Genomic DNA, 23,279 nt, shown 5'->3' on the forward strand with positions numbered 1-23,279 from the left:
TTTTGTTATTAGGCTATCACAATAAATTTTACCAAAAAATGGCTTGATTTACTATGTTTTCAACTTGAAGTTATCCAGCAAGTCAACGAATGTTTCCTAGGTTTTAACCAAAAGATAAAATTGAGTAAATAAAAAGACCTGTTTTGGTCTTTTTATTTACTCAATTAATTGCAGTTTTTTACTCGTAAAAAATTTAGGCCCAATCACCGTTGCGAAAAACAGGGACTTTGCTACCATCTTTGCGAATACCATCAATATTCATTTTGTCAGATCCTACCATAAAGTCTACGTGTGTTTGACTGCGATTTAAGCCATGAGCTTTTAATTCTTCTTCACTCATTTCAGTTCCACCTTGTAAACTAAACGCATATGCTGAACCTAAGGCTAGATGATTCGATGCATTTTCATCAAACAGCGTATTAAAGAAGATAATACCAGATTGCGAAATTGGAGATGGATCAGGGACTAATGCAACTTCCCCTAAACTTTTAGCCCCTTCATCTGTGTCTAGTAATTTGGCTAAAACATCTTGTCCTTTTTCAGCAGAAAAGTCGACGACTTTCCCATCTTTAAAGGTAAACTTCATGCCGGAGATAATTGAACCTGCATAACTCAATGGTTTTGTGCTGGAAATTACGCCATCAATACGACGAAAGTCTGGGGCAGTAAAAACTTCTTCAGTGGGCATATTTGCCATAAATTCTTCACCACGAACATTAAAGCTGCCGGCACCTTCCCACAGGTGATTTTCAGGAAGTCCGATAATCAAATCAGTACCTGGAGCTGTATAATGGAGGGCGGAAAATTGTTCTTTATTTAATTCTTCTGCTTTGTTACGTAATGTTTCATCGTGTTTTTTCCAAGCAGCAATAGGATCTTCACTGTCAATACGGGTTGTTTTAAAGATTTCATCCCACAATTTTGCTTGGGCTTTTGTGGGATCAAGGTCTGGAAAGACTTTTTGTGCCCATTCTTGTCCAGCGGCTGCAACAACTGTCCAGCTGACTTTGTTGGCTTGTGTTGCTTTCCGAAGGTTCATCATAGCTTTTCCACTAGCTGCTTGATAAGTTGCAACACGATCGGCATCGACGCCAGCTAAGGCACCAGGATCAGAAGAAACAACACTAATACGACTAGCTCCTTTTTTCAGCCAATCTTCTGTTTGGTCAACTTTATAAGCAGGGATATTTTCCAAACGATCTTTATCTGCGTGAAGTAAGAATTCTCGTTGGATTTGATCATCTGTCCATTGGACTAAAACCTCTGCAGCACCTAATTCATATGCTTTTTGTGTAATTAAGCGGGCTAGTGGTGCTTGATCGACACTGATTTGTAAAACAACAGTATGTCCTTTTGAAACATTTACGCCAACTGCTACAATTAGTTCAGCATATTTGGCTAATTTAGTATTAAAATCTGTCATAAAAAAACCTCCCAATTCTTTTGAAAAGCGACAAAATATAGCTTTAATTGTCAATTTTTAAACTATTTAAATAATATCATTTTGACATATGAAAGACAACGAAACGATTTGTTGCAGAATTTATTAACTCTTGAGGCGTTAATTTTATCAAACCCAAAGAGAGACCGTTTTCTTTTTTGCAAAGGCAAAAAAACATGATACAATATTAATATAACAAAAAAACGATAAGATTAAAGGATAAGGGAGTTAAAAAATAATGGCAAGAAAGAAAACAATCACCCGTGATCAAATTTTGAATGCGGCCTATGATGTCGTTGCTACTGATGGTTTTTCTCGTTTTACTGCCCGCAATATCGCTGCGAAAATGAAGTGTTCGACCCAGCCTATTTATTTGGAATTTAAAAACATGGAAGATCTTAAAATGGCATTAATCAAAAAACTACATGATTATTTGGCGACAGAAGTTTTTCCAGTAGAACACACAGGGGAAAACATTGTTGATTTAGCTTTGAATTATATTGGTTTTGCGAATGAACATAAAAGATTATATCGGGCGATGTATTTGGAAGAATATGGTGGTGGAAAAGAGATGCAGGAATTTTCTTTTCAATATTTTTCCAATGCTGTTAAAGCAGATCCAGCTTTTAAAGATTTAGCAGGCAGTGAGATTGAGTCATTACATACTGGTTGTTGGATTGTGGCCACTGGAATTGCAGCTTTGAAATCATCAGGAATTATTAATCCAACGGAAGAGCAAATCATTGCGTTAATGCGGGATACGATTAAACAAATTTTAGATAGAAAAGAACCATTAGAAATTAACGCCTAAATAAATGCAAAGAAAATACCCAAAAGATTAGCTTATCTGACATTAAGCTATCTTTTGGGTATTTTTATCCGAAAAATTTTGCAGCTTATAAGGCTGCGGCGATTTTTTTAGCGAAGGCTTCTAAGTTTTCAATATCTTCTGCTTCGACGTTTAAGTCAACTTTAACTGAGTCTGCACCTTTTGTAGCACCGCTTTTTTCAAAAGCTTGCGCAAAATCGTCCACAGATTTAGCAAAGTCGTCATAAAAAGTATCGCCAGATCCGCAGACACCGTATATCTTTCCAGATAAATCCAATTCTTGGAGCTCTTCATAAAAATCGACTATTTCATCAGGCAGTTCGCCATCGCCATAGGTATAAGTCGCCACAATGCAAATATCTGCTTCTTCAAATTCTGTTGCATCAACTTGTGTACATTCATCTACTGTGACGTCGATATTTAAGTTTTCGAAAGCTTCTGCCACTACGTCGGCAATTTCTTCGGTATTGCCGGTTAAACTGGCATAGACAATTTTTGCTAAGGCCATTTTAGCCACTCCTTTAAGTAAAAATTAAATGGTATTATTTCATGGTTTTCCGTGAAGTTCGTAACGATTATAACAAAAGTAAGATGTCTTGCCTACCAGTGTGTTATTGAATATTTGGCGAAAACTGGTGCCTGTGTTAGAATAATAAAGGTTTAAAGATAAAAAATTCTTTTTTTATCTTCTTATATTTTTGTTTTTAATTTTAAAAGGAATCTTTATTTGGAGGAGACGACAGTATGATTACATTAAAATCTGCTAGAGAAATTGAAGCAATGCGAGAATCTGGTGCTTTGTTGGCAGATGTTCACAAACATTTACGTGATTTTATTAAACCTGGTATCACAAGTTGGGATATTGAGGTTTTTGTTCGCAATTTTATTGAAAACCATGGAGGAGTAGCGGCTCAAATTGGTTTTGAGGGGTATAAATACGCGACATGTGTCAGCATTAACTCTGAAATTTGTCACGGATTTCCGCGTAAAAAGCCTTTGCACACTGGCGATTTAGTAAAAGTAGATATGTGTGTAGATTTAAAAGGAGCAATGTCAGATTCTTGTTGGGCTTATGTAGTTGGAGACGCAACACCAGAAGTTGAAAAATTAATGGCTGTCACGAAAAAAGCTTTGTACTTGGGAATTGATCAAGCGCAAGCTGGAAATCGGATTGGCGATATCGGTCATGCGATTCAAACTTATGTTGAAGGTGAGGGCTTTGGCGTAGTGCGCGATTTTATTGGTCATGGTATTGGGCCAACAATTCATGAAGCACCAGCTGTTCCTCATTTTGGTGAAGCAGGCAAGGGATTGCGCTTGAAAGAAGGTATGGTAATTACTGTTGAACCGATGGTAAATACCGGCACTTGGAAAATGAAGATGGATCCAAATGGCTGGACTGCTTATACTTTAGATGGTGGCTTAAGTTGTCAATATGAGCATACGATTGCTATTACAAAAGATGGTCCACAAATTTTGACTTCCCAAGGTGAAGAAGGAACGTATTAATTTAAATGAAAGAATAGGCAAGTGCCTTTTGGTACTTGCTTATTCGAGACTTTAGATGAGGAAAATAATTAACAATCTTGACAAATATCTTCTAGTTTGCCGCGATTGTTAATTACTTTTTGATTCGCAATTTTCTATACTGTATTATGTACCGACATTTCTTTTACAAAAATTTAAAGGAGTGCCAGATGAAGTTTGTTGAAAAAATAAAAGAAAATAAAAATTTGCTGCGTCTTTTTACTATTGTAAAAAATCGGTTTCAAGATGCTGCGATTGGAAATAACGCGGTAATCGTCGCATATTATTTGCTATTATCGTTATTTCCTCTTTTAATTGCAGTAGGAAACTTACTCCCTTTTCTAAAAATTGACCCAAATTCTATCTTACCTTATGTTAAAGATATTATTCCAGATGAGGTTTATACTTTTATAGGTCCAGCAATCAAAAGCCTTTTGACTCAAGGCTCAGGTGGGGTTTTATCCATCTCTGCTTTAGCTGCATTATGGTCAGCAAGTAAAAGTATTAATGGTCTACAAACAGCTATGAATAGTGCTTATGGGGTAAATGATCGGAAAAACTTTATTGCTGTAAGGCTTGTTTCAGTAATTGTCATTGTTTTGCTTTTAGTTGCAATTGTTGGAGTAACAGTAGTATTAGGCCTAGGACGTATGCTACTTGATGGTTTACAACCAATATTGGGCTTTTCTGCTCAAATTATTGACACCTTTCAGCGGTTTAAATGGCCGTTAACAATTGTAGCTTTACTTGTAATTATGATGATTATTTATTGGATTGTGCCAAATGCTAAAGTCAAGTTAATGACCACTTGGCCTGGTGCTGTTGTAGCAACGATTGGGTGGATGATACTGGGACAAGTATTCGGTTTGTATGCACAATTTTTTGCTGCTAAAGTCAGTGGCTATCAAATCATTGGTAGTTTTATTGTCTTGATGTTGTGGTTGAATATGGCTGCAACAATCATTATTTTGGGTGGTATTACGAATGCAATTATTGCAGAGTATATCACCGGACAAGAAGTACAAGATCGCAAAGGACCATTAGCCAAAATTAGCAAGAAAATTGAAGCTAAAATCGGCAAAGATGATTCTAAAGACTCCTCAAAGTAAAGAAAGCGAGAAAACACGATGACCTTTACCTTTCGTTTTATTATCAGGCTCTTTTTAACCATGATTATCTCATTAGTTTTGACACCTATTATTAAACTTTTGGCCTTTAAAATTGGCGCTGTTGATAAACCGGGTGCTAGAAGAATTAACACGAAGACGATGCCAACAGCAGGTGGTTTGAGTATTTTTATTTCATTTTCGATAGCAGTACTCTGGGAATTTAATGATACTTTACCTACCGGGAAAGTTTGGCCAATGATTTTAGGCGCATTAATAATTGTTATTACGGGCTTGATTGATGATATTTTTGAATTAACACCATTGCAAAAGACATTAGGCATTACTTTAGCTGCCTTAGAAGCGTATTTTATTGGTGGAATTGAGATCAATACATTTAGCTTGCCTTTTTTTGGTCGCTTTGAATTAGGATGGCTAAGCCTTCCTGTGACGCTACTGTGGATTTTAGCAATTACGAATGCGGTCAATCTTATTGATGGGTTAGACGGCTTAGCCGCTGGGATTTCTATTATTGGTCTTACTACGATTGGTTTAATTAGTTACTTTTTCTTGCCAAGGACAGGCGTATTTTTGGCAATCATTATCTTTAGCTTAGTAGCGGCTATTATCGGTTTTTTCCCGTATAACTTTCATCCTGCGACCATTTATCTAGGAGATACGGGCGCATTGTTTTTAGGTTATATGATTGCAATTTTATCTTTGCAAGGATTAAAAAATGCTACGTTTATTACGATTTTAACCCCAATGTTTATTCTGGGCGTTCCAATTACAGATACTGTCTATGCAATGATTCGACGAAAATTTAATAAACAACCTATTTCCTCTGCTGATAAAATGCACTTACATCATCGCTTATTATCATTGGGCTTTACACATCGAGGTGCGGTTTTGACAATCTATGCGTTAGCTTTGGTTTTTTCCTTTATTGCTTTATTGATGAATTACGCTAGTACGTGGGCGACAGTTTTATTAATTCTTTTTACGGCGATTGGTTTAGAATTATTTATTGAATTAATTGGCTTAGTTGGCGAAAATCGCCAACCGTTAATGTGCGCTTTGAAATTTTTGGGTAATCGTCGTTTTCGTCAAGATGTTTTAAATAAGAATTCTGAAGACAAAGAAGAAAAATAATATAAAGAAGTTTTGCAAAGATGCGAAACTTCTTTTTTTGAGTTGACACATGAATGTCGGTTCATTTATAATACATATGAGAGTTGGTTCATGTAAACGGTTGTGAAGAGGTGGCTGAAATGGAATTAAAATATCAATTAAATGGCTTGGATTGTGCCAATTGTGCAGCCAAGATCGAACGCGCAGTGGCAAAAGTCGACGGTGTAACAAAAGTACAAGTTGATTTTATGCAAACAAGTTTGGCGATTAGTTGTGATAAGGAAAATGCAGAAAAGGTTGAGTTAACAAGTAAACAAATCATAAAAAAAATTGAACCAAATGTGGTAATGATAAAAAAGGATACCGTTTGCTACGAGCAGAATCGTGTTGTTGAAAACAAAAGTACAAAATTGATTGTGGGGAGAATTTTACTAACAGTTTTTGCTTTGTTGCTGTTATTTATTTTGAAACCTGAAGAACCTGTAAGGGTATTTTTGTATGGGGGGCTTTATCTTTTAATTGGTTATGATATTGTGAAAATAGCAGTTATCAATTTATTTTCAGGTCAAGTTTTTGATGAGAATTTTTTGATGACGATTGCAACAATCGGAGCTTTTTTTATTGGTGAGTATCCGGAAGCCGTTTTGGTCATGCTTTTATATCAAATTGGTGAATTTTTCCAAGATTACGCAGTCGGGAAATCTCGGAAAAATATTAAAGCTCTAATGGATGTGCGTCCAGATGTTGCACGTTTAGTAAAAGAAAGTAAAACAGTACTGGTCAAGCCTGAAGTAGTTAACATAGACGAAGTAGTGCAAATCAATCCTGGTGAAAAAGTTCCTTTAGACGGTATTGTAAAAAGTGGAAGTGGCTATGTGGATACTTCTGCTTTAACGGGGGAATCGATGCCGAAAATGGTGAAAACTGGTGACCAAGTGTTAAGTGGTTGTATTAATAAAGATAGTACTTTATTCGTGCAAGTAACGAAAACTTTTGGTCAATCAACGGTCAATAAAATTTTAGATTTGGTAGAAAATGCTAGTAGTCAAAAAGCACCAGCAGAACGGTTTATTACTAAATTTGCCCGTGTTTATACGCCAGTCGTCGTAGTTTTAGCTCTGTTATTGGCAATTATTCCTACACTATTTGTTGGTAATTTTCAGGAATGGCTATATCGGGCATTAACTTTCTTAGTCATTTCTTGTCCGTGTGCCCTAGTTATTTCTGTGCCCTTAAGTTTTTTTGGCGGTATTGGAGGAGCTAGCCGTGCTGGAATTTTAATAAAAGGATCAAATTATTTAGAAACCTTAGCAAAAATTAATACAGTTGTTTTTGATAAAACAGGCACTTTAACTAAAGGAGAATTCGCAGTTGAGCAAGTAGTTACACTGAATAATGCTATTCCTGTGTTAGCTTATACCAGTGCACTCGAACAAGACTCAAGTCATCCTATTGCTCGCTCGATTGTACAAGCAGCAAAAGGTGAAAAGTTGCCTTTTGTAACTAACAATAGAGAAATTGCAGGCTTTGGTGTCAGTGGAATAATTGATGGAGCTGAAGTTTTTGCTGGAAATGATAAATTTTTGAAAAAAGAACACCTTTTGTTGCCTAAAATTAGTGATATTGGCACAATTGTATACTTAGTAGTTAATAATCAACTAGCGGGTTATCTGATTGTGAAAGATCAAATTAAACCAGAAGCGAAGCAGACTATCCAAGCATTAAAAAAATTAGGGATAAATCAAACGGTAATGTTAAGCGGTGACCGCAAAACTGTAGCTGCTGATGTGGGCAAAAAACTAGGGTTGAGTCAAATATATGCGCAACTTTTACCACAAGATAAGGTTAATTATGTAGAGAAACTGCGTGCAAATGCTACTAAAGTTGCTTTTGTTGGCGATGGCATTAATGATGCTCCTGTTTTAGCGACAGCAGATATTGGTATAGCAATGGGCGGTTTAGGCAGCGATGCAGCCATTGAAGCTGCCGATGCTGTAATCATGGATGACAATCCTGCAAAAATTGCAACTGCAATTCGTATATCTCGTAAGACACTACGTATCGTGAAACAAAATATAATTTTTGCACTAGCTGTAAAAGTATTCTTCTTAATTTTAGGAGCAGCTGGTCTTATAGCAATGGGATGGGCAGTTTTTGCAGATGTTGGCGTGACACTAATTGCAGTCTTAAATGCAATGCGTTGTTTACGAATTCCAAAATCTTAGAAAATAGCATCTCGTTTCATTTGCCCTCTATCCTACATTCCTCTAAAATGAGAGATAGAATAAGGGGCAGTCAGTCATTAACCAATGACTGCCAAGTAGGAGGAATCTGGATGAAAATTAAAGAAAAAATTGCTGAAACAGTAACTGAGACTGCTGAAAAAGTTCGATACATGTTAAAAAATGAGGACTATTTTGTCAATATTTCCAAAAAAGGATTAGATGTAAAAAAGGTACGCCCAACAAAACACACGATTAAATGGCGATCTAAAAACTATTAGAAGTATTTGCATTTAAAAAGGCTCTGGAGAAAAGTCGCTATGACTTTTTCCCCAGAGCCTTATTTTTCAATTTCAATACCTAAGACAGTTAAATGGCCATTCCCAACAAGTTTAATGACTAATTTAGCAAGATGTTCTGGTGTCATCTGTGACTCGGTAGTGAGCCACCAGTGTAACGTACCAATAAAAATAGACGTCATGTACTCAATAATAAAATCCATCGGTACTTCAATTTCATTTTCGGTGATTTTTAAACGATTAAAAACATCAGCGTATTGCGCGTATAATATATCAGCAATTTTTTTTCGTAAAATTTCATTAGCAGAAGCGTCCATAATTGTTAAGTAAAATTTACGATTTGCTTGAATATTCCGATAGATTTTTGTCATCACAGCTTCGATTTGTTTAACTTTAATCCGATTACCCTTCACTAGTTCTGCAGGGTTTAATACTGAAGTAAAAGCAGTTAGCGCATAATCAAAAATCGTTTCATAAAGGTCTTGCTTGTCTTTGTAATGGGCATAAAAAGTAGCACGGTTAATCATTGCTTCATCAGCAATATCTTGAACCGTAACCTGTTCATAACCATTTTTTTCTACCAATTGGATAAAGGATTCAATAATCATTTTATTTGTGCGTTTAACTCGTAAATCAGTTTTTTTCATTGAAATTTCCTTTCTAGATAAGCAACAAAAAACGTAAGTTTGTTGCTTATGTCACAAACTACTTTTGTTTGTGTATTGTCAAAAAGTGAGCAAGAATTTAAAATAGACATGAGTATTATATCAGACGGATTGTAAGTTAATCAACAAACTGTTGTATAAAAAGGGTGGTACATATGAAATTAAAAGCAGGGATTGATGTAGGTTCTACAACAGTGAAATTAGTCATTTTAAACGAAAAAAATGAAACAATTTTCGCAAAATATGAACGACATTTTTCAGATGTGAAAAAAGCAACAAATAAAATTCTATTAGAGGGACAAGCTGTCATTAAAGATGTACCTGTATCCTTACAAATAACTGGTTCTGGTGGGATGGGGTTAGCTGAAGTTTTAGAGATTCCTTTTGTACAAGAAGTAATTGCTTGTACAAAAACAGTTGAAACGATTATTCCACAAACGGACGTTGTCATTGAGTTAGGTGGGGAAGATGCCAAAATTACCTTTTTTGAAGGTGCATTAGAACAGCGGATGAACGGTAGCTGTGCTGGTGGTACTGGTGCATTTATTGATCAGATGGCAGTTCTTTTAAAAACAGATGCAAATGGTGTTAATGAATTAGCAAAAAACTACCAAACGATCTATCCGATTGCTTCACGTTGTGGTGTATTTGCTAAAACGGATGTTCAGCCTTTAATTAACGAAGGTGCAGATAAAGCAGATATTGCAGCAAGTATTTTTCAAGCGGTTGTCAATCAGACCATTGCTGGTTTAGCTGCTGGACGAAAAATTAAAGGAAAAGTCGCATTTTTAGGAGGACCTTTGTATTTTATGTCTGAATTAAGGCAACGATTTATCGAGACATTAAATATCGCTCCAGAAGATATCGTTTTTCCGGAAAATCCGCAATTATTTGTTGCAATGGGGGCAGCCTTATTTGATGAAAAAGGCGAGGCGACTACGTTAACTGCCTTATTAGATCGCTTGGAAAACGGACAGCAAGATCAATTGAAGCCAACGGATACACTACAGCCGTTGTTCAGCAGTGAAGAAGAATTAAAGGAATTCAGAGCACGTCATAGTCAAGCGACTGCTGAAGAAAAAGATCTATCCAGACATCAAGGGGCGGCATTTTTAGGAATTGATGCAGGTTCGACCACGACAAAAGTAGTTTTAGTTGATGATGCGGGGCGAATTTTATTTTCATTTTATGGAAACAATGAAGGACAACCATTAGAAACGACAATAGCAGTCCTAACCGATCTTTATAAGCAAATGCCAGCTGATGTTTTTATTGGGAAAGCAGCTGTAACAGGATATGGTGAACACCTCATTAAAAATGCTCTGAAAGTTGATATTGGCGAAGTCGAAACAATGGCTCATTACAAGGCAGCGAATCATTTTCAACCTGGCGTAGATTTTATCCTAGATATCGGTGGTCAGGATATGAAAGCCATGACGATTAAAGATGGTGTTTTATCATCCATTCAGTTAAATGAAGCATGTTCTTCTGGTTGTGGTTCTTTTATTGAAACTTTTGCTAAATCACTGAATTATGATGTTAGAGACTTTGCGCTTGCTGCAACACAATCACAAGCGCCGGTGGACTTAGGTTCTCGTTGTACGGTGTTTATGAATTCAAAAGTAAAACAAGTACAAAAAGAAGGTGCCAGCGTCGGTGATATTTCAGCCGGACTTTCTTACTCAGTAATCAAAAATGCAATTTATAAGGTAATTAAGATTCGCCGTCCCGAAGAATTGGGGGAGAAAATTGTTTGTCAAGGCGGAACTTTCTATAATGAGGCTGTCTTACGTGCTTTCGAGGAAATTTCTGGACGTCAAGTTGTTAGGCCGTCTATTGCTGGGTTAATGGGGGCTTACGGTGCAGCTTTAATCGCATTAGAAAATTATGATATTGCCGAAGAAAGTACTATCTTGGATGCTGAAGAATTAATTACTTTTACAGCTGAAAAAGAGTTCACTCATTGCAATCTATGTGAAAACAAATGCCAGTTAACGGTGACGATTTTTTCTGATGGACGTCAGTTTATTATGGGAAATCGTTGTGAGCGCGGTGCAAAAATTAAAATAAAAAAAGAAGATCGTCGGGTTAATTTAATTGATTATAAATACAAACGACTTTTCAAATACCGACCGTTACGAAAAAAAGATGCGCTAAGAGGGATTATAGGAATTCCAAGGGTCTTGAATATGTATGAAAACTATCCGTTATGGCATACGCTATTTACAGACTTAGGGTTTAGAGTACAACTTTCACCGCGCTCAAACAAAGCGTTGTATGAACAAGGAATGGAGACAATTCCTAGTGATACTGCGTGTTATCCAGCCAAGATTACTCACGGTCATATTCAGGCTTTGATTGATCAGAAAGTTCCCATGATTTTTTACCCCGGAGTGATTTTTGAACGTCAAGAAAGTTCTGAAGCCGACAATCATTTTAATTGTCCAATTGTACAAAGTTATCCTGATGTTATTCGCAACAATGTCGATGATATTCGAGAAGGTAAAGTGGATTACCGCAATCCCTTCTTAAATTTAGCGAATGAAGAGGCTGTAATTGAAGTTTTGAGTAAAACATTTAAAGATTTAGGCATTAAAAAAGAAGAAATGGTTGCCGCTGTTCACCATGGCTTTACAGAATTAGAAAACTTTAAACAAGATATTCGCAATAAAGGGGAGGAAACCTTAGCCATGCTACAGGCCAAAGGAGAGCGTGGGATTGTTATTTCAGGACGTCCGTATCATTTGGATCCAGAAATTAATCATGGTATTAGTGAAGTGATTACCCAAGAAGGTTTCCATGTTTTAACCGAAGATAGCATTTCTCATTTGAGTGATGTAGGCAATCTACGCGTAGTAAATCAATGGGTCTATCATTCTCGTCTTTATGCAGCAGCACGTGTAGTAGCGAAATCTAAAAATCTTGAATTGGTACAATTGAACTCTTTTGGATGTGGTTTGGATGCAGTAACGACAGATCAAGTAGAAGAGATCATGGATCAATATGGAAAAATTTATACAGTGTTAAAAATTGACGAAGGTTCCAATTTAGGTGCAATTCGAATTCGTTTACGCTCCCTAAAAGCCGCAGTAAAGGAACGAGATAAACAAGATTTCACACCTACCAAACGCTATGATGAACCAGAAAAAATTATTTTCACTAAAGATATGCGTAAAAAACATACTTTGTTATTGCCGATGCTAAGTCCGATTCATCAAGATGGTTTAGTCGATGAAGCATTAAAAGCTTCTGGTTATAATGTAGTTTGTTTGCCTGCAGAAGATAAAGATGCGGTAAATGTTGGTTTGAAATACGTGAATAATGATGCTTGCTATCCGGCTATCATTTCGATTGGCCAGTTAGTGGAAGCATTGGAAAGCGGCGATTATGATTTAAACAATACCAGCGTCATGATGACACAAACTGGTGGCGGATGTCGGGCCACAAACTATATTCCTTTATTAAGAAAAGCCCTAAATGATGCTGGGTTTCCTCAGGTGCCGGTTGTTTCAGTGTCAATGGGAAATAAAGGTGTTGAATCTAATCCTGGTTTCAAGTTTACCTTACCGATGTTGAAACGAATTGTGGTGGCCTTTTTATACGGAGATTTATTTGAACGAGTAGTTTATCGAACTAGACCTTATGAATTAAAAAAAGGGCAAATTGATCAAATGCATGAAGCGTGGTTGAAAAAAGTAGCTAAAAACGTGCGCAATGGTTCGCTAACGCAATTCAATCGCAATATGAAAAAGATTATTGCTGATTTTGACACGGTACCATTATCTGATGTAAGGAAGCCTAAAGTTGGGGTGGTTGGCGAAATTTTGGTGAAGTATTCACCAACAGCCAATAACGATATTGTGCGACTGCTAGAAGCAGAAGGCGCTGAAGCAGTAGTACCTGATATTATTGGTTTTATGAATTATTCTCTATACAATCAAATTTGGAAGTATGAGAATTTGGGAATGGCTAAGAAAGGAAAAATTTTAGCAGAATTTGGTATCCGATTAATCGAAATGGTTGAACGTCCAATGGATAAAGCGTTGCGGGCTTCGGAACGATTTGATGGTATTCAATCTATTTATGATTTGGCAGAAGATGCCAGTAAAATTTTGTCTATTGGGAATCATACGGGCGAGGGCTGGTTTTTAACGGGTGAAATGATTGAATTATTAAAAACAGGTGTCCACAATATCGTTTGTATGCAACCTTTTGGCTGTTTACCAAACCATGTTGTAGGTAAAGGAGTTATTAAAGAGTTGCGGCATCAATATCCTAAAGCCAATATTGCGGCGATTGATTACGATCCTGGTGTATCATTGGTGAACCAATTAAATCGTATTCGATTAATGATGGCAACGGCCAATAAAATGTTAACCGATGAAAAAATTACAATTTAAGAGATTAAAAATATCTGTACCAAAGTGATGGTATAGATATAAATTATAAAAAAGTCTTGGGAAGATAGCTAATTTCCAAGGCTTTTTTGTAACGAACAAGAAAAAAAGTAACGGAAAAATTTGCTAATGAGGTATATACCAGTTATAATGATGATACTATTTGAGTGAAAATATCGTATCAAATGTGATCTTAGTTGAAGGAGAATAATGAATGTCTGATAGTTTACCAATTTATATTCAGATTCACGATCAAATTAAAAGTAAAATTGAAAAAGGCGTCTGGCAAATCGGAGACCGCTTGCCTTCAGAAAGAGAATTAGCGACGCAATTTAATGTGAGTCGGATGACTTTACGACAAGCGATTCAAACATTGGCAGATGAAGGGATTTTAGAGAGAAAAATCGGATCTGGAACTTATGTAGCCCGACAAAAAGTTCAAGAAAAAATGACGGGGACGACTAGCTTTACTGAAATTATGTTGTCTCAAGGTAGAAAACCTTCTAGTAAAGTAGTTTCTTACTTTATGACTGCTCCGAGTTCTTCAGAGATGGAGAAATTAAAATTGGCGCCAGAAGAAGGTATTTTACGAATGGAACGTATTCGCTATGCCGATGAAGTACCAATTTGTTTTGAGGTTGCTAGTATCCCAGAACATTTAATTAAAGAGTACAGCAAGGCCGAAGTTACAACTTCTTTTTATAAAACCTTAGAAGAAAAAGGTGGCTTAAAAATTGGTGGCGCTAATCAAACCATTTCTGCAATGTTGGCGTCAGAACAGATTGCTGAATTTTTGAAAATTAAACGTGGAGATGCTATTTTGCGGATGCGCCAAGTTTCTTATTTAGAAGACGGCTCACCGTTTGAATATGTCAGAACTCAGTATGTTGGCAATCGTTTTGAATTTTATTTGGAAAAATAAGAACCTAAGTTTATTGTGCAAAAATATCTCTGTTCATAGAGAATACTTTTGGGCATAAACTTAGGTTTTTTTAAGAAACTAAAACTTCATGATAAATTTTGTTACCGTGAGCAAAATTTACTTGACCATTTAAGAGTTCAGTAATGTTTTTTTCAAATGCTTCAATTTCCTCTTCATCAATCAGACAAATGACCACAACTTCATCAGTAAAAAGAGTGTCTTTGGTTACTATCTGTTTGTTTTCGATATAATTTTGCAGCTTGCCTAACTGAGGATAAGTAATCGCAACAGCAATCTCTTGTTGGAGTTTGCCTTTGACAATACCAATGCTATCAATTCCATGAGAAACAGCGTGAGAGTAAGCGCGAATCAACCCGCCTGCTCCTAATTTTATACCTCCAAAATAACGAGTTACAACAACGGCGATATTGACTAAGTTTTTTTTGACTAAGACTTCCAGCATGGGGATACCTGCAGTTCCGCTTGGTTCTCCGTCGTCACTACTACGTTTAATTTCACTTTTTTCACCGATTACAAAAGCGCTGCAATTGTGAGTGGCTTTCCAATGCTCTTTTTTTACACTTTGAATAAATTCTTTGGCTTCGTTTTCTGTACTAACGCGTTTTAACGAGCAGATAAAACGGGATTTCTTGACTTCAGTCTCTACTATTCCGTCTTTTTGAATAGTTAAATAGTGATCTATCATGAAAATACTCCTTAGTTTCACTTTTCTTTAGTATAAAAAAAATGTTTCCAAGTTGCAAATGGCTAATGGTTGCACTTTTAGGCATATTTAAGCGATAATTAGGAGAGGTGATCATCGTGGCAAGGAAGTATGACGTTATTACGCATTATTTAAAAACAAATGGTGGTTCGCAAGTAACGCTGACGTTTACTCAGTTTGATGAACTTTTATTCCCAGCTACCGGTCTTCCTAAAAGCGCTCGCAAAACCAAAGAATGGTGGGCAAATGATTATCATCATCCAGAAAAAGGGGCGTATGCTTGGCTAAATGCTGGCTATGAGGTTGTTTATATTAACTTGGCTAAAGAGTATACCGTTTTCAATAAGTTAGTAAAGGCTAAGTGGCTTCTAGGAGGAGACAAGTAGTAAGCGTTGACAAAAATAGTTGTTATCTTATAATTAACGTAAATAAAAAAATTACACTGATACAAGGAGGAAATAAAATGACGAAAAAAACGATTATGCTAGTTTGTTCTGCTGGTATGAGTACTAGCTTATTGGTTACAAAAATGCAAAAAGCAGCAGAAGCACAAGGTGTTGAAGCAGACGTTTTTGCCGTATCCGCTTCGGAGGCAGATAATTCTTTGGAAAGCAAACCGGTAGATGTTTTGTTATTAGGACCACAAGTTCGCTTTATGAAAGCTGATTTTGAAAAACGATTAGAACCAAAGAAAATTCCGTTAGATGTGATCAATATGGCAGATTACGGGATGATGAATGGGGAAAATGTGTTAAAACAAGCTATGACTTTGATTGAAAATAAATAACACGAATAAAAATGCGGAGGTCAGTAGACTTTCGCATTTTTATTTTTAAGTAGAATCAAGAAAAGTTGTATGAAGTAAAATTAACGATATATTCTTGCATTTGCGTAAATACTCTTGAGGTGAAGAAAATGAAATTATATCCTGGCTATCAGTATTTACTAACACAAGAGGAATTAGATGAAAGTGTAGAAGTCTATAAACAAAAAGCTATCACTATTGAAAATGAAATTTGTCGTTGTCAGCGTTGTAACACCAAATTTTCAAGTTTAGAAAATCAATTGCCAGATGGACGCCATTATTGCTGTGAATGCATCTCCTTTGGGCGAGTCACTTCTCGTCATTATTTGGTGACAAAACCACTGGATCCGCCTAAAAAAAGAAAAATAAAATTTGATTTTACTGGTAGACTGACAGCAGCGCAGAAGAAAATTAGCTACGGATTAATTCAAAATTTTGAAGGTCAAATAGATAGTTTGGTTTATGCAGTAACTGGAGCAGGAAAAACTGAAATGTTGTTTAAATTAATTCATCATTGTTTATTAAAGGGGCTGAATGTTGTTTTTTGTAGTCCTAGAGTAGATGTTTGTGTTGAAATTCATCCCCGTTTACAAGAGATATTTCCTGAGTTAGAAGTTGGTTTGCGCCATTATGGGGCGAAGCCTTATCAACCAACGTCGCTTTTGGTTTGTACCACACATCAGTTATTCTACTTTAAAAAAGCTTTCCATCTAATTATTGTTGACGAAATCGATGCTTTTCCGTATGAAAATGACCAGAAATTACATTATGCTGTGGATAATGCATTACATAAAAACGGCTGTCGTGTTTTCCTAAGTGCAACTCCAAGTGAAGTAGAAATTAAAGCCGCAGAAAAATCAGGAGGTTTGTTTTGTTTACCGGCTCGTTATCACCGGCGCTTATTGCCTGTCCCTAAACCCGTGAGAATAAAGACGCACAAACTCCCCTTAACCGCTCACTGTAAAAAAACTTTTCTAAAACTCGTAACAGAACTATTGCAACATAATCATTTGCTTTTATTTTGTGCTAGCGTCAACCAAGTATTAGCCATGGAAAAGTTCCTCAAAGCAGAATTAAAAGAATTTACTATTGCTAGTGTCCATGCAGCAGATTGTGAGCGTCATATGAAAGTTAAAAAAATGCGACAAAACGACTTTCAAATTTTTTGTTGTTCTACTGTGATGGAAAGAGGAGTGACGTTTGCTAACATTTCAGTTTTAGTTTTTAATGCCGATCATCATGTGTTTACACAAGCTACGCTGTTACAAATTGCAGGACGAGCAGATCGTAAAGGAGATTTTTCAAATGGAGAAGTTGTTTTTTGTTTTACCCAGATGACAAAAGCCATCAGAAAAGCTGTCCAAATAACAAAACGACTAAATCAACAGGCAAAAAAGGCAGGTCTTCTTGATGAAATGTAGCAATTGTGGGCAAATAATTAGCCGGAACCTTTTAATTCAAGAAATAATCTTTCCTTGGTTAATCTCAAAAGAAGAACTGTGTAGAGCCTGTTGTAAAAAGTTTCAAAAAATAGAACCTGAGAATGCATGCGAAGGGTGTATGCGACCAAATTGTGTGAAACTTTGTCAAGATTGCAGAAAATGGCGCCAAATGTATCCTAACTTTGTCGTTCATCATCACGCAATTTATCAATATAATACTGCTTTTAAAGATTGGCTGTATCGCTATAAATTTGAAGGAGACTATAACTTGCGTCAGACATTTTCGCCACAAGTAAAGCAAGTATTAAGAAAATATCGTGGTTTCACAATTGTCCCCTTACCCTTATCAAGCGAACGTCAGAAAGAACGGGGGTTTAATCAAGGAGAAGAAATCATAAAAGCCACAGGAAGCTTTTATGAGAATCTATTAATTCGAAAACACCACAATCGACCACAAGCAAGCGCGAAGAGACAAGAGCGACTAAAGCTGAAACAACCATATAGTGTTGCTCCAAATGCTATAATATGTGGCCGTAAAATTTTATTAGTCGATGACGTGTATACAACTGGACGGACGATTTACCACGGGGTAGAGCTTTTATACGCACACGGTGCAAAATCTGTGGCAACTTTTACATTGGCACGTTAATTTTTTCTCCCAGCAATATTGATGTATTTTTCTGGTTTGAGAAATTCATGAATTTGTTAGCGTTTAACTTTGCAAATAGGTTAGAGTTCGCTATAATAATAGTAAGAAGAAGGCAAAAGAGTGGTCCTTTTCCCTTCTTTAGTGGTAGACGAAAGGGGCAATTGTTATGTTTAGATACAATGTACGCGGAGAAAATATTGAAGTTACAGAAGCTATTCGCGATTATGTAGAGAAAAAAGTCGGTAAATTGGAGCGTTACTTTACAGATGCACCCGATGCAACGGCTCATGTGAATTTAAAGGTTTATACTGAAAAAACAGCGAAAGTGGAAGTGACAATCCCACTACCATATTTGGTGTTGCGCGCAGAAGAAACTTCACCAGATCTATATGCAAGTATTGATTTGGTCGTTGATAAATTGGAACGTCAAATTCGCAAATTCAAAACAAAAATTAATCGTAAATCTCGTGAAACAGCAGTACCTGCAGCAGATGCAGCTGTTTTGTTTAATAATGAAGCCGGCGATGATGAAACAGAAGCAGTATTGGACATTGTCCGGACTAAACGCTTATCATTGAAGCCAATGGATAGCGAAGAAGCTGTTTTACAAATGAATATGTTGGGACATAACTTCTTTATTTTTGAAGATGCTGAAACCAATGGCACTAGCATCGTTTACCGCCGTAAAGATGGTAAATACGGTTTAATTGAAACAAACTAAAAAATTAATCAAGGGTTCAAGATAGGTGTTTTTGCCACTTATCTTGAACCTTTTTTCTTTTATTCATTGTATTTTCACTTTGACTGGTAATATTATCTCGTAACATTTTTATTCCCCGTATTTTTTTGTGAATATTTAAAAGAGGAAATAGCCAGTACAAAGGAGATATTTTAGGATAGTTATGTCCGTTTTTTGAAATCATTTAAGCATTTTGTTTGGCTCAGATAATTTTAAAGCACTCTGCTATAAAGGAAAAACATAAAGTAGCCAAACTTCTAAAAATATTAAAATGGTATAAAATTTTTCAGTCAAAGTAATCGACTCCTTTTAGATATTTTTAAAGTGCAAATTATTCTAAAGTAAGTTATACGAAATAAGTAAAGAACGGAATAACTTGCATTATGCCGTAAATGGAAAATAACTTTTAATAAAGAGCTTTAGTATTAATAAAGAAAAAGTAAGTATTATTATCTCGTCTTGTCCATTAGGTATGTCATTAGGCATGTTTAGAAAATAAAATGATAAATTAGAGTAAAGCTTCTTGTTTCTAATGCTAAGTATTTCATTTGTTTCAACTTAATGCTAAAATATACGGGAGAGTTTCTAATTTGAAACGAGAATTGATGCAAAGAAGGGGAATTATTCACTAATGGCCAACTTTATACGTAAGTTAATTGAAAATGATAAAAAAGAATTAAAACGGTTGGATAAAATTGCTAATGAAGTCGAAACATTTGCCGAAAAAATGGCAGCCTTGTCAGATCTTCAATTAAAAGAAAAAACCGATGAATTTCGTGTTCGATACCAAAAAGGTGAAACATTAGATCAACTATTACCAGAGGCTTTTGCAGTTGTGCGTGAAGCCGCAAAACGCGTTTTAGGCTTATATCCTTACCACGTCCAATTAATGGGGGGGATTGTTTTACACGATGGGAATATTTCCGAAATGCGAACTGGTGAAGGAAAAACATTGACTGCGACTATGCCTGTCTATTTAAACGCGCTAAGCGGTGAAGGGGTACATGTTGTAACGGTCAATGAATATTTAGCGACACGTGACTCTCAAGAAATGGGAGAGTTGTACAATTTCCTTGGGATGACAGTTGGTTTGAACATCAACTCCAAAACTCCAGAAGAAAAACGGGCAGCCTATGCTTGTGATATTACTTATTCAACCAATAACGAACTAGGGTTTGACTATTTGCGAGATAATATGGTAGTTTATCGCAATCAGATGGTACAACGACCATTAAATTACGCTGTTGTCGATGAAGTAGATTCAATTTTAATCGATGAAGCGAGAACGCCGTTAATTATTTCTGGACAAGCGGAAAAATCAACAGCTCTTTATACGCGAGCAGATAACTTTGTTAAACGCTTAAAAGAAGAGGAAGATTATAAAATTGATATTCAATCTAAGACAATAGGTTTAACTGAAGCTGGGATTGAAAAAGCTGAAGAAAACTTTGGCTTAAAAAACCTCTATGATATTGAAAATACAGCTTTAACCCACCATTTAGACAACGCATTGCGGGCAAACTTTATTATGATTCGTGACTTTGATTATGTAGTGCAAGAAGGAAAAGTTTTAATTGTGGACCAATTTACAGGACGGATTATGGATGGACGTCGCTATTCAGATGGTTTACATCAAGCGATTGAAGCCAAAGAAGGCGTCGAAATTGAAGATGAAACAAAAACGATGGCAACAATTACTTTCCAGAACTATTTCCGAATGTATAAAAAACTGGCTGGGATGACAGGTACTGCAAAAACCGAAGAAGAAGAATTTCGAGAAATCTATAATATGCAGGTTATTCAAATTCCGACTAATCAGCCGGTAATTCGTGATGATAGAGCTGATTTGCTTTACCCAACGCTTCATTCTAAATTTGATGCAGTTGTGAAAGATATTAAAGAACGTTATCGCAAAGGACAACCTGTTTTAGTTGGTACTGTTGCAGTTGAAACGTCAGAATTGTTATCCAACATGTTAGCCAAAGAAAAAGTTCCACATGAAGTCTTGAATGCTAAAAATCACTTTAAAGAAGCAGAAATTATTTTAAATGCCGGACAAAAAGGGGCGGTCACAATTGCAACCAACATGGCCGGTCGAGGTACGGATATTAAATTAGGTTTAGGTGTTGCTGAATTAGGTGGCTTAGCTGTTATTGGTACAGAACGGCATGAATCACGCCGGATTGATAACCAATTGCGGGGGCGGTCTGGTCGACAAGGAGATCCAGGTGTATCACAGTTTTATTTATCCCTTGAAGATGATTTGATGAAGCGTTTTGGTTCTGAACGTATTAAAGCCTTTATGGAACGTATGAATTTAGATGAAGAAGATCAAGTTATTCAAAGTAAAATGTTGACCAAACAAGTGGAGTCTGCCCAAAAACGGGTTGAAGGCAATAACTATGACACTCGTAAAAATGTCTTGCAATACGATGATGTGATGCGAGAACAACGTGAAGTTATCTATGGTCAACGCCAAGAAGTGATTATGGAAGAAAATGACTTGTCTCAAACATTGATGAATATGGTAAAACGCACAATTAGTCGTGTAGTAGATGCTCATACGCAAGTTGAAGATAAGAGCCAATGGAATTTAGCGGGTATTGTTGACTTTGCAGGAAATGCGATTGTCCATGAAGATAGCATTTCAGTATCTGATTTAGAAAATAAATCACCAGAAGAAATGAAATCTTTCTTAATGGATAAAGCACAAACTATTTTTGATCAAAAGAAAGAACAATTAAATAGTCAAGAACAATTGTTAGAATTTGAAAAAGTTGTCATCTTGCGGGTAGTTGATTCAAAATGGACGGATCATATTGATGCAATGGATCAGTTACGGCAATCAATTGGTTTGCGGGCTTATGGACAAAATAATCCATTAGTTGAATATCAAACAGAAGGCTACACGATGTTTGAAGATATGGTGGGAGCCATTGAATACGAAGTGACGCGTCTATTTATGAAAGCTGAAATTCGTCAAAATGTACAACGAGAACAAGTCGCGCAAGGTCAAGCAGAGCAAGAGGAAGTACAACCACAAAAAACACAACAGGTTAAAAAAGTTGGACGTAATGATCCGTGTCCTTGCGGTAGCGGTAAAAAATATAAAAATTGCCATGGCAAAAATGCATAGTTTAAATGATTTAAAGGCTAAGGCTGGTACGCGACTTGTACCAGCCTTATCTTTTGGTTATGATAGAACCATAAAAATATGTCCTACTAGTATTAAAAGCGGCTTTTAACAGGAGGAATCTTTAATGGAATTAAGTGAAATGAAACAACAGTTAAGTAATATGAAAGAACAAATACAATCATTTAGGAGGTCTCTTTGACTTAGACGAGTTAGAAGAGTCCATTGCGCAAGCAGAACATCAAATGGCTGAACCTGGGTTTTGGGATGATACAAAAAAAGCCCAAAAAATAATTAATGAAAATAATGCGAATAAGGCGACATATGATCAGTTTAATCAATTGGCTGATGAAGAAGAAGAGTTGTCGGTCATAGTAGAGATGTTAGAAGAAGAAAATGATTCTGAAATGATGACAGAACTTGCAACTAGATTACCGGTGTTAAAAGAAAAACTGCAAACTTATGAACTTTCTTTACTATTAGATGAACCTTATGATCATAATAATGCCATTTTGGAATTACATCCTGGTGCTGGGGGAACAGAATCTCAAGACTGGGGAAGTATGCTTTTAAGAATGTATACCCGGTGGGCTGAAAAGCATGGTTATCAAGTAGAGACACTGGATTATCAAGCAGGCGATGAAGCAGGCATTAAAAGTGTTACCTTGTTAATTAAAGGTCATAATGCTTTTGGCTATTTAAAATCAGAGCGGGGCGTACACCGCTTGGTGCGGATATCACCGTTTGACTCAAATGCAAGACGCCATACTTCATTTTGTTCGGTTGATGTAATGCCAGAATTAGATGATACAATTGATATTGAAATTAATCCTGATGATTTAAAAATTGATACGTATCGTGCTAGTGGGGCTGGTGGGCAACATATTAACAAGACTGAGTCAGCTGTGCGAATTACGCATCTTCCAACCGGTGTTGTTGTAGCAAGTCAAGCCCAACGTTCACAGTTAAAAAATAGAGAACAAGCTATGGGAATGCTAAAAGCTAAATTGTATCAATTAGAAGTAGAGAAAAAAGAACAAGAGGCAGCGGCATTAAGAGGAGAACAATTGGAAATTGGCTGGGGCTCACAAATCCGTTCTTACGTCTTTCATCCGTATTCAATGGTCAAAGACCATCGTAATAATTATGAAACCGGAAATGTTACGGCGGTCATGGATGGCGATTTGGATGGCTTTATTGACGCCTTCTTGAAAATCAAATTACGTCAAGGTGAGAATTAATTTTCTT

General features: G+C 36.3%; 19 protein-coding genes. 15 read left to right on the forward strand and 4 right to left on the reverse strand.

Features of this window, described 5'->3' with window-relative positions; translation table 11 throughout:
• Positions 1–193: 193 nt before the first annotated feature.
• Entirely contained in the window at positions 194–1,423 is a 1,230-nt protein-coding gene (locus EsVE80_RS04390) for an aminopeptidase (RefSeq protein ID WP_173102618.1), read from the reverse strand.
• Between the two features lie 256 nt (positions 1,424–1,679).
• On the opposite strand from EsVE80_RS04390, the gene EsVE80_RS04395 reads away from it, so the two are divergent.
• Positions 1,680–2,252 carry a TetR/AcrR family transcriptional regulator gene (locus EsVE80_RS04395; RefSeq protein ID WP_173102619.1) on the forward strand — a complete coding sequence of 191 codons (573 nt, stop codon included), beginning with the start codon at positions 1,680–1,682 and terminating at the stop codon, positions 2,250–2,252.
• 85 nt (positions 2,253–2,337) lie between these two features.
• Here the strand turns inward: EsVE80_RS04395 and EsVE80_RS04400 are convergent, their stop codons facing one another.
• On the reverse strand, positions 2,338–2,778 hold the full coding sequence (locus EsVE80_RS04400) for a flavodoxin (RefSeq protein WP_173102620.1): 441 nt from the start codon (positions 2,776–2,778) through the stop codon (positions 2,338–2,340).
• Positions 2,779–3,014: 236 nt separating this feature from the next.
• Between EsVE80_RS04400 and map the strand changes: the two genes are divergently transcribed.
• The 5 genes from map (at position 3,015) to EsVE80_RS04425 (ending at position 8,537) form a co-directional block, all read left to right on the forward strand.
• Complete coding sequence (gene map / locus EsVE80_RS04405) at positions 3,015–3,779, forward strand: type I methionyl aminopeptidase (RefSeq protein WP_173102621.1); 765 nt, start codon at positions 3,015–3,017, stop codon at positions 3,777–3,779.
• A gap of 188 nt (positions 3,780–3,967) precedes the next feature.
• Positions 3,968–4,906, forward strand: a complete 939-nt coding sequence (locus EsVE80_RS04410) for a YihY/virulence factor BrkB family protein (protein WP_173102622.1) — start codon at positions 3,968–3,970, stop codon at positions 4,904–4,906.
• Between the two features lie 18 nt (positions 4,907–4,924).
• A complete protein-coding gene (locus EsVE80_RS04415; protein WP_173102623.1) occupies positions 4,925–6,055 on the forward strand; it encodes a glycosyltransferase family 4 protein in 1,131 nt (376 codons plus the stop codon).
• Between the two features lie 119 nt (positions 6,056–6,174).
• Positions 6,175–8,259 (forward strand): heavy metal translocating P-type ATPase, encoded by a 2,085-nt coding sequence (locus EsVE80_RS04420; protein WP_173102624.1) that lies wholly within the window; start codon positions 6,175–6,177, stop codon positions 8,257–8,259.
• A 110-nt stretch (positions 8,260–8,369) separates the two neighbouring features.
• The gene (locus tag EsVE80_RS04425) at positions 8,370–8,537 is read left to right on the forward strand and encodes a hypothetical protein (protein WP_173102625.1); all 168 of its coding nucleotides are present in this window, start codon (positions 8,370–8,372) and stop codon (positions 8,535–8,537) included.
• 59 nt (positions 8,538–8,596) lie between these two features.
• Here EsVE80_RS04425 and EsVE80_RS04430 read toward each other — a convergent pair whose 3' ends face one another.
• Positions 8,597–9,202 (reverse strand): TetR/AcrR family transcriptional regulator, encoded by a 606-nt coding sequence (locus tag EsVE80_RS04430; RefSeq protein ID WP_173102626.1) that lies wholly within the window; start codon positions 9,200–9,202, stop codon positions 8,597–8,599.
• Between the two features lie 173 nt (positions 9,203–9,375).
• Here EsVE80_RS04430 and EsVE80_RS04435 point away from each other — a divergent pair, with 173 nt between their 5' ends.
• Both EsVE80_RS04435 and EsVE80_RS04440 read left to right on the forward strand, forming a co-directional pair.
• Positions 9,376–13,620 carry a 2-hydroxyacyl-CoA dehydratase gene (locus EsVE80_RS04435; RefSeq protein ID WP_173102627.1) on the forward strand — a complete coding sequence of 1,415 codons (4,245 nt, stop codon included), beginning with the start codon at positions 9,376–9,378 and terminating at the stop codon, positions 13,618–13,620.
• A 211-nt stretch (positions 13,621–13,831) separates the two neighbouring features.
• Positions 13,832–14,539 (forward strand): GntR family transcriptional regulator, encoded by a 708-nt coding sequence (locus EsVE80_RS04440; RefSeq protein WP_173102628.1) that lies wholly within the window; start codon positions 13,832–13,834, stop codon positions 14,537–14,539.
• A gap of 70 nt (positions 14,540–14,609) precedes the next feature.
• Here the strand turns inward: EsVE80_RS04440 and EsVE80_RS04445 are convergent, their stop codons facing one another.
• On the reverse strand, positions 14,610–15,245 hold the full coding sequence (locus EsVE80_RS04445) for a YigZ family protein (RefSeq protein ID WP_173102629.1): 636 nt from the start codon (positions 15,243–15,245) through the stop codon (positions 14,610–14,612).
• Positions 15,246–15,361: 116 nt separating this feature from the next.
• Between EsVE80_RS04445 and EsVE80_RS04450 the strand changes: the two genes are divergently transcribed.
• From EsVE80_RS04450 to prfB, 7 genes are all read left to right on the forward strand, one after another.
• Positions 15,362–15,649, forward strand: coding sequence for a DUF7662 domain-containing protein (locus EsVE80_RS04450; RefSeq protein WP_408639866.1), 288 nt, complete (start codon positions 15,362–15,364; stop codon positions 15,647–15,649).
• Positions 15,650–15,726: 77 nt separating this feature from the next.
• The gene (locus EsVE80_RS04455; RefSeq protein ID WP_173102630.1) at positions 15,727–16,050 is read left to right on the forward strand and encodes a PTS sugar transporter subunit IIB; all 324 of its coding nucleotides are present in this window, start codon (positions 15,727–15,729) and stop codon (positions 16,048–16,050) included.
• Between the two features lie 128 nt (positions 16,051–16,178).
• Complete coding sequence (locus tag EsVE80_RS04460; protein ID WP_173102631.1) at positions 16,179–17,489, forward strand: DEAD/DEAH box helicase; 1,311 nt, start codon at positions 16,179–16,181, stop codon at positions 17,487–17,489.
• A gap of 139 nt (positions 17,490–17,628) precedes the next feature.
• On the forward strand, positions 17,629–18,159 hold the full coding sequence (locus EsVE80_RS04465; protein WP_232061276.1) for a ComF family protein: 531 nt from the start codon (positions 17,629–17,631) through the stop codon (positions 18,157–18,159).
• 166 nt (positions 18,160–18,325) lie between these two features.
• Positions 18,326–18,880: a ribosome hibernation-promoting factor, HPF/YfiA family gene (gene hpf / locus EsVE80_RS04470; RefSeq protein ID WP_173102633.1), complete on the forward strand. Its 555-nt coding sequence runs from the start codon at positions 18,326–18,328 to the stop codon at positions 18,878–18,880.
• A 649-nt stretch (positions 18,881–19,529) separates the two neighbouring features.
• Complete coding sequence (gene secA, locus EsVE80_RS04475; RefSeq protein ID WP_173102634.1) at positions 19,530–22,034, forward strand: preprotein translocase subunit SecA; 2,505 nt, start codon at positions 19,530–19,532, stop codon at positions 22,032–22,034.
• A gap of 124 nt (positions 22,035–22,158) precedes the next feature.
• Positions 22,159–23,272 (forward strand): peptide chain release factor 2 gene (gene prfB / locus EsVE80_RS04480; RefSeq protein WP_173102635.1). Its coding sequence is split into 2 segments (ribosomal slippage): positions 22,159–22,230 and positions 22,232–23,272, totalling 1,113 coding nucleotides; the frame shifts between segments, so codons are not numbered across the junction.
• Positions 23,273–23,279 lie beyond the last annotated feature (7 nt).

Source organism: Enterococcus saigonensis (assembly GCF_011397115.1).
GTDB lineage: Bacteria > Bacillota > Bacilli > Lactobacillales > Enterococcaceae > Enterococcus_C > Enterococcus_C saigonensis.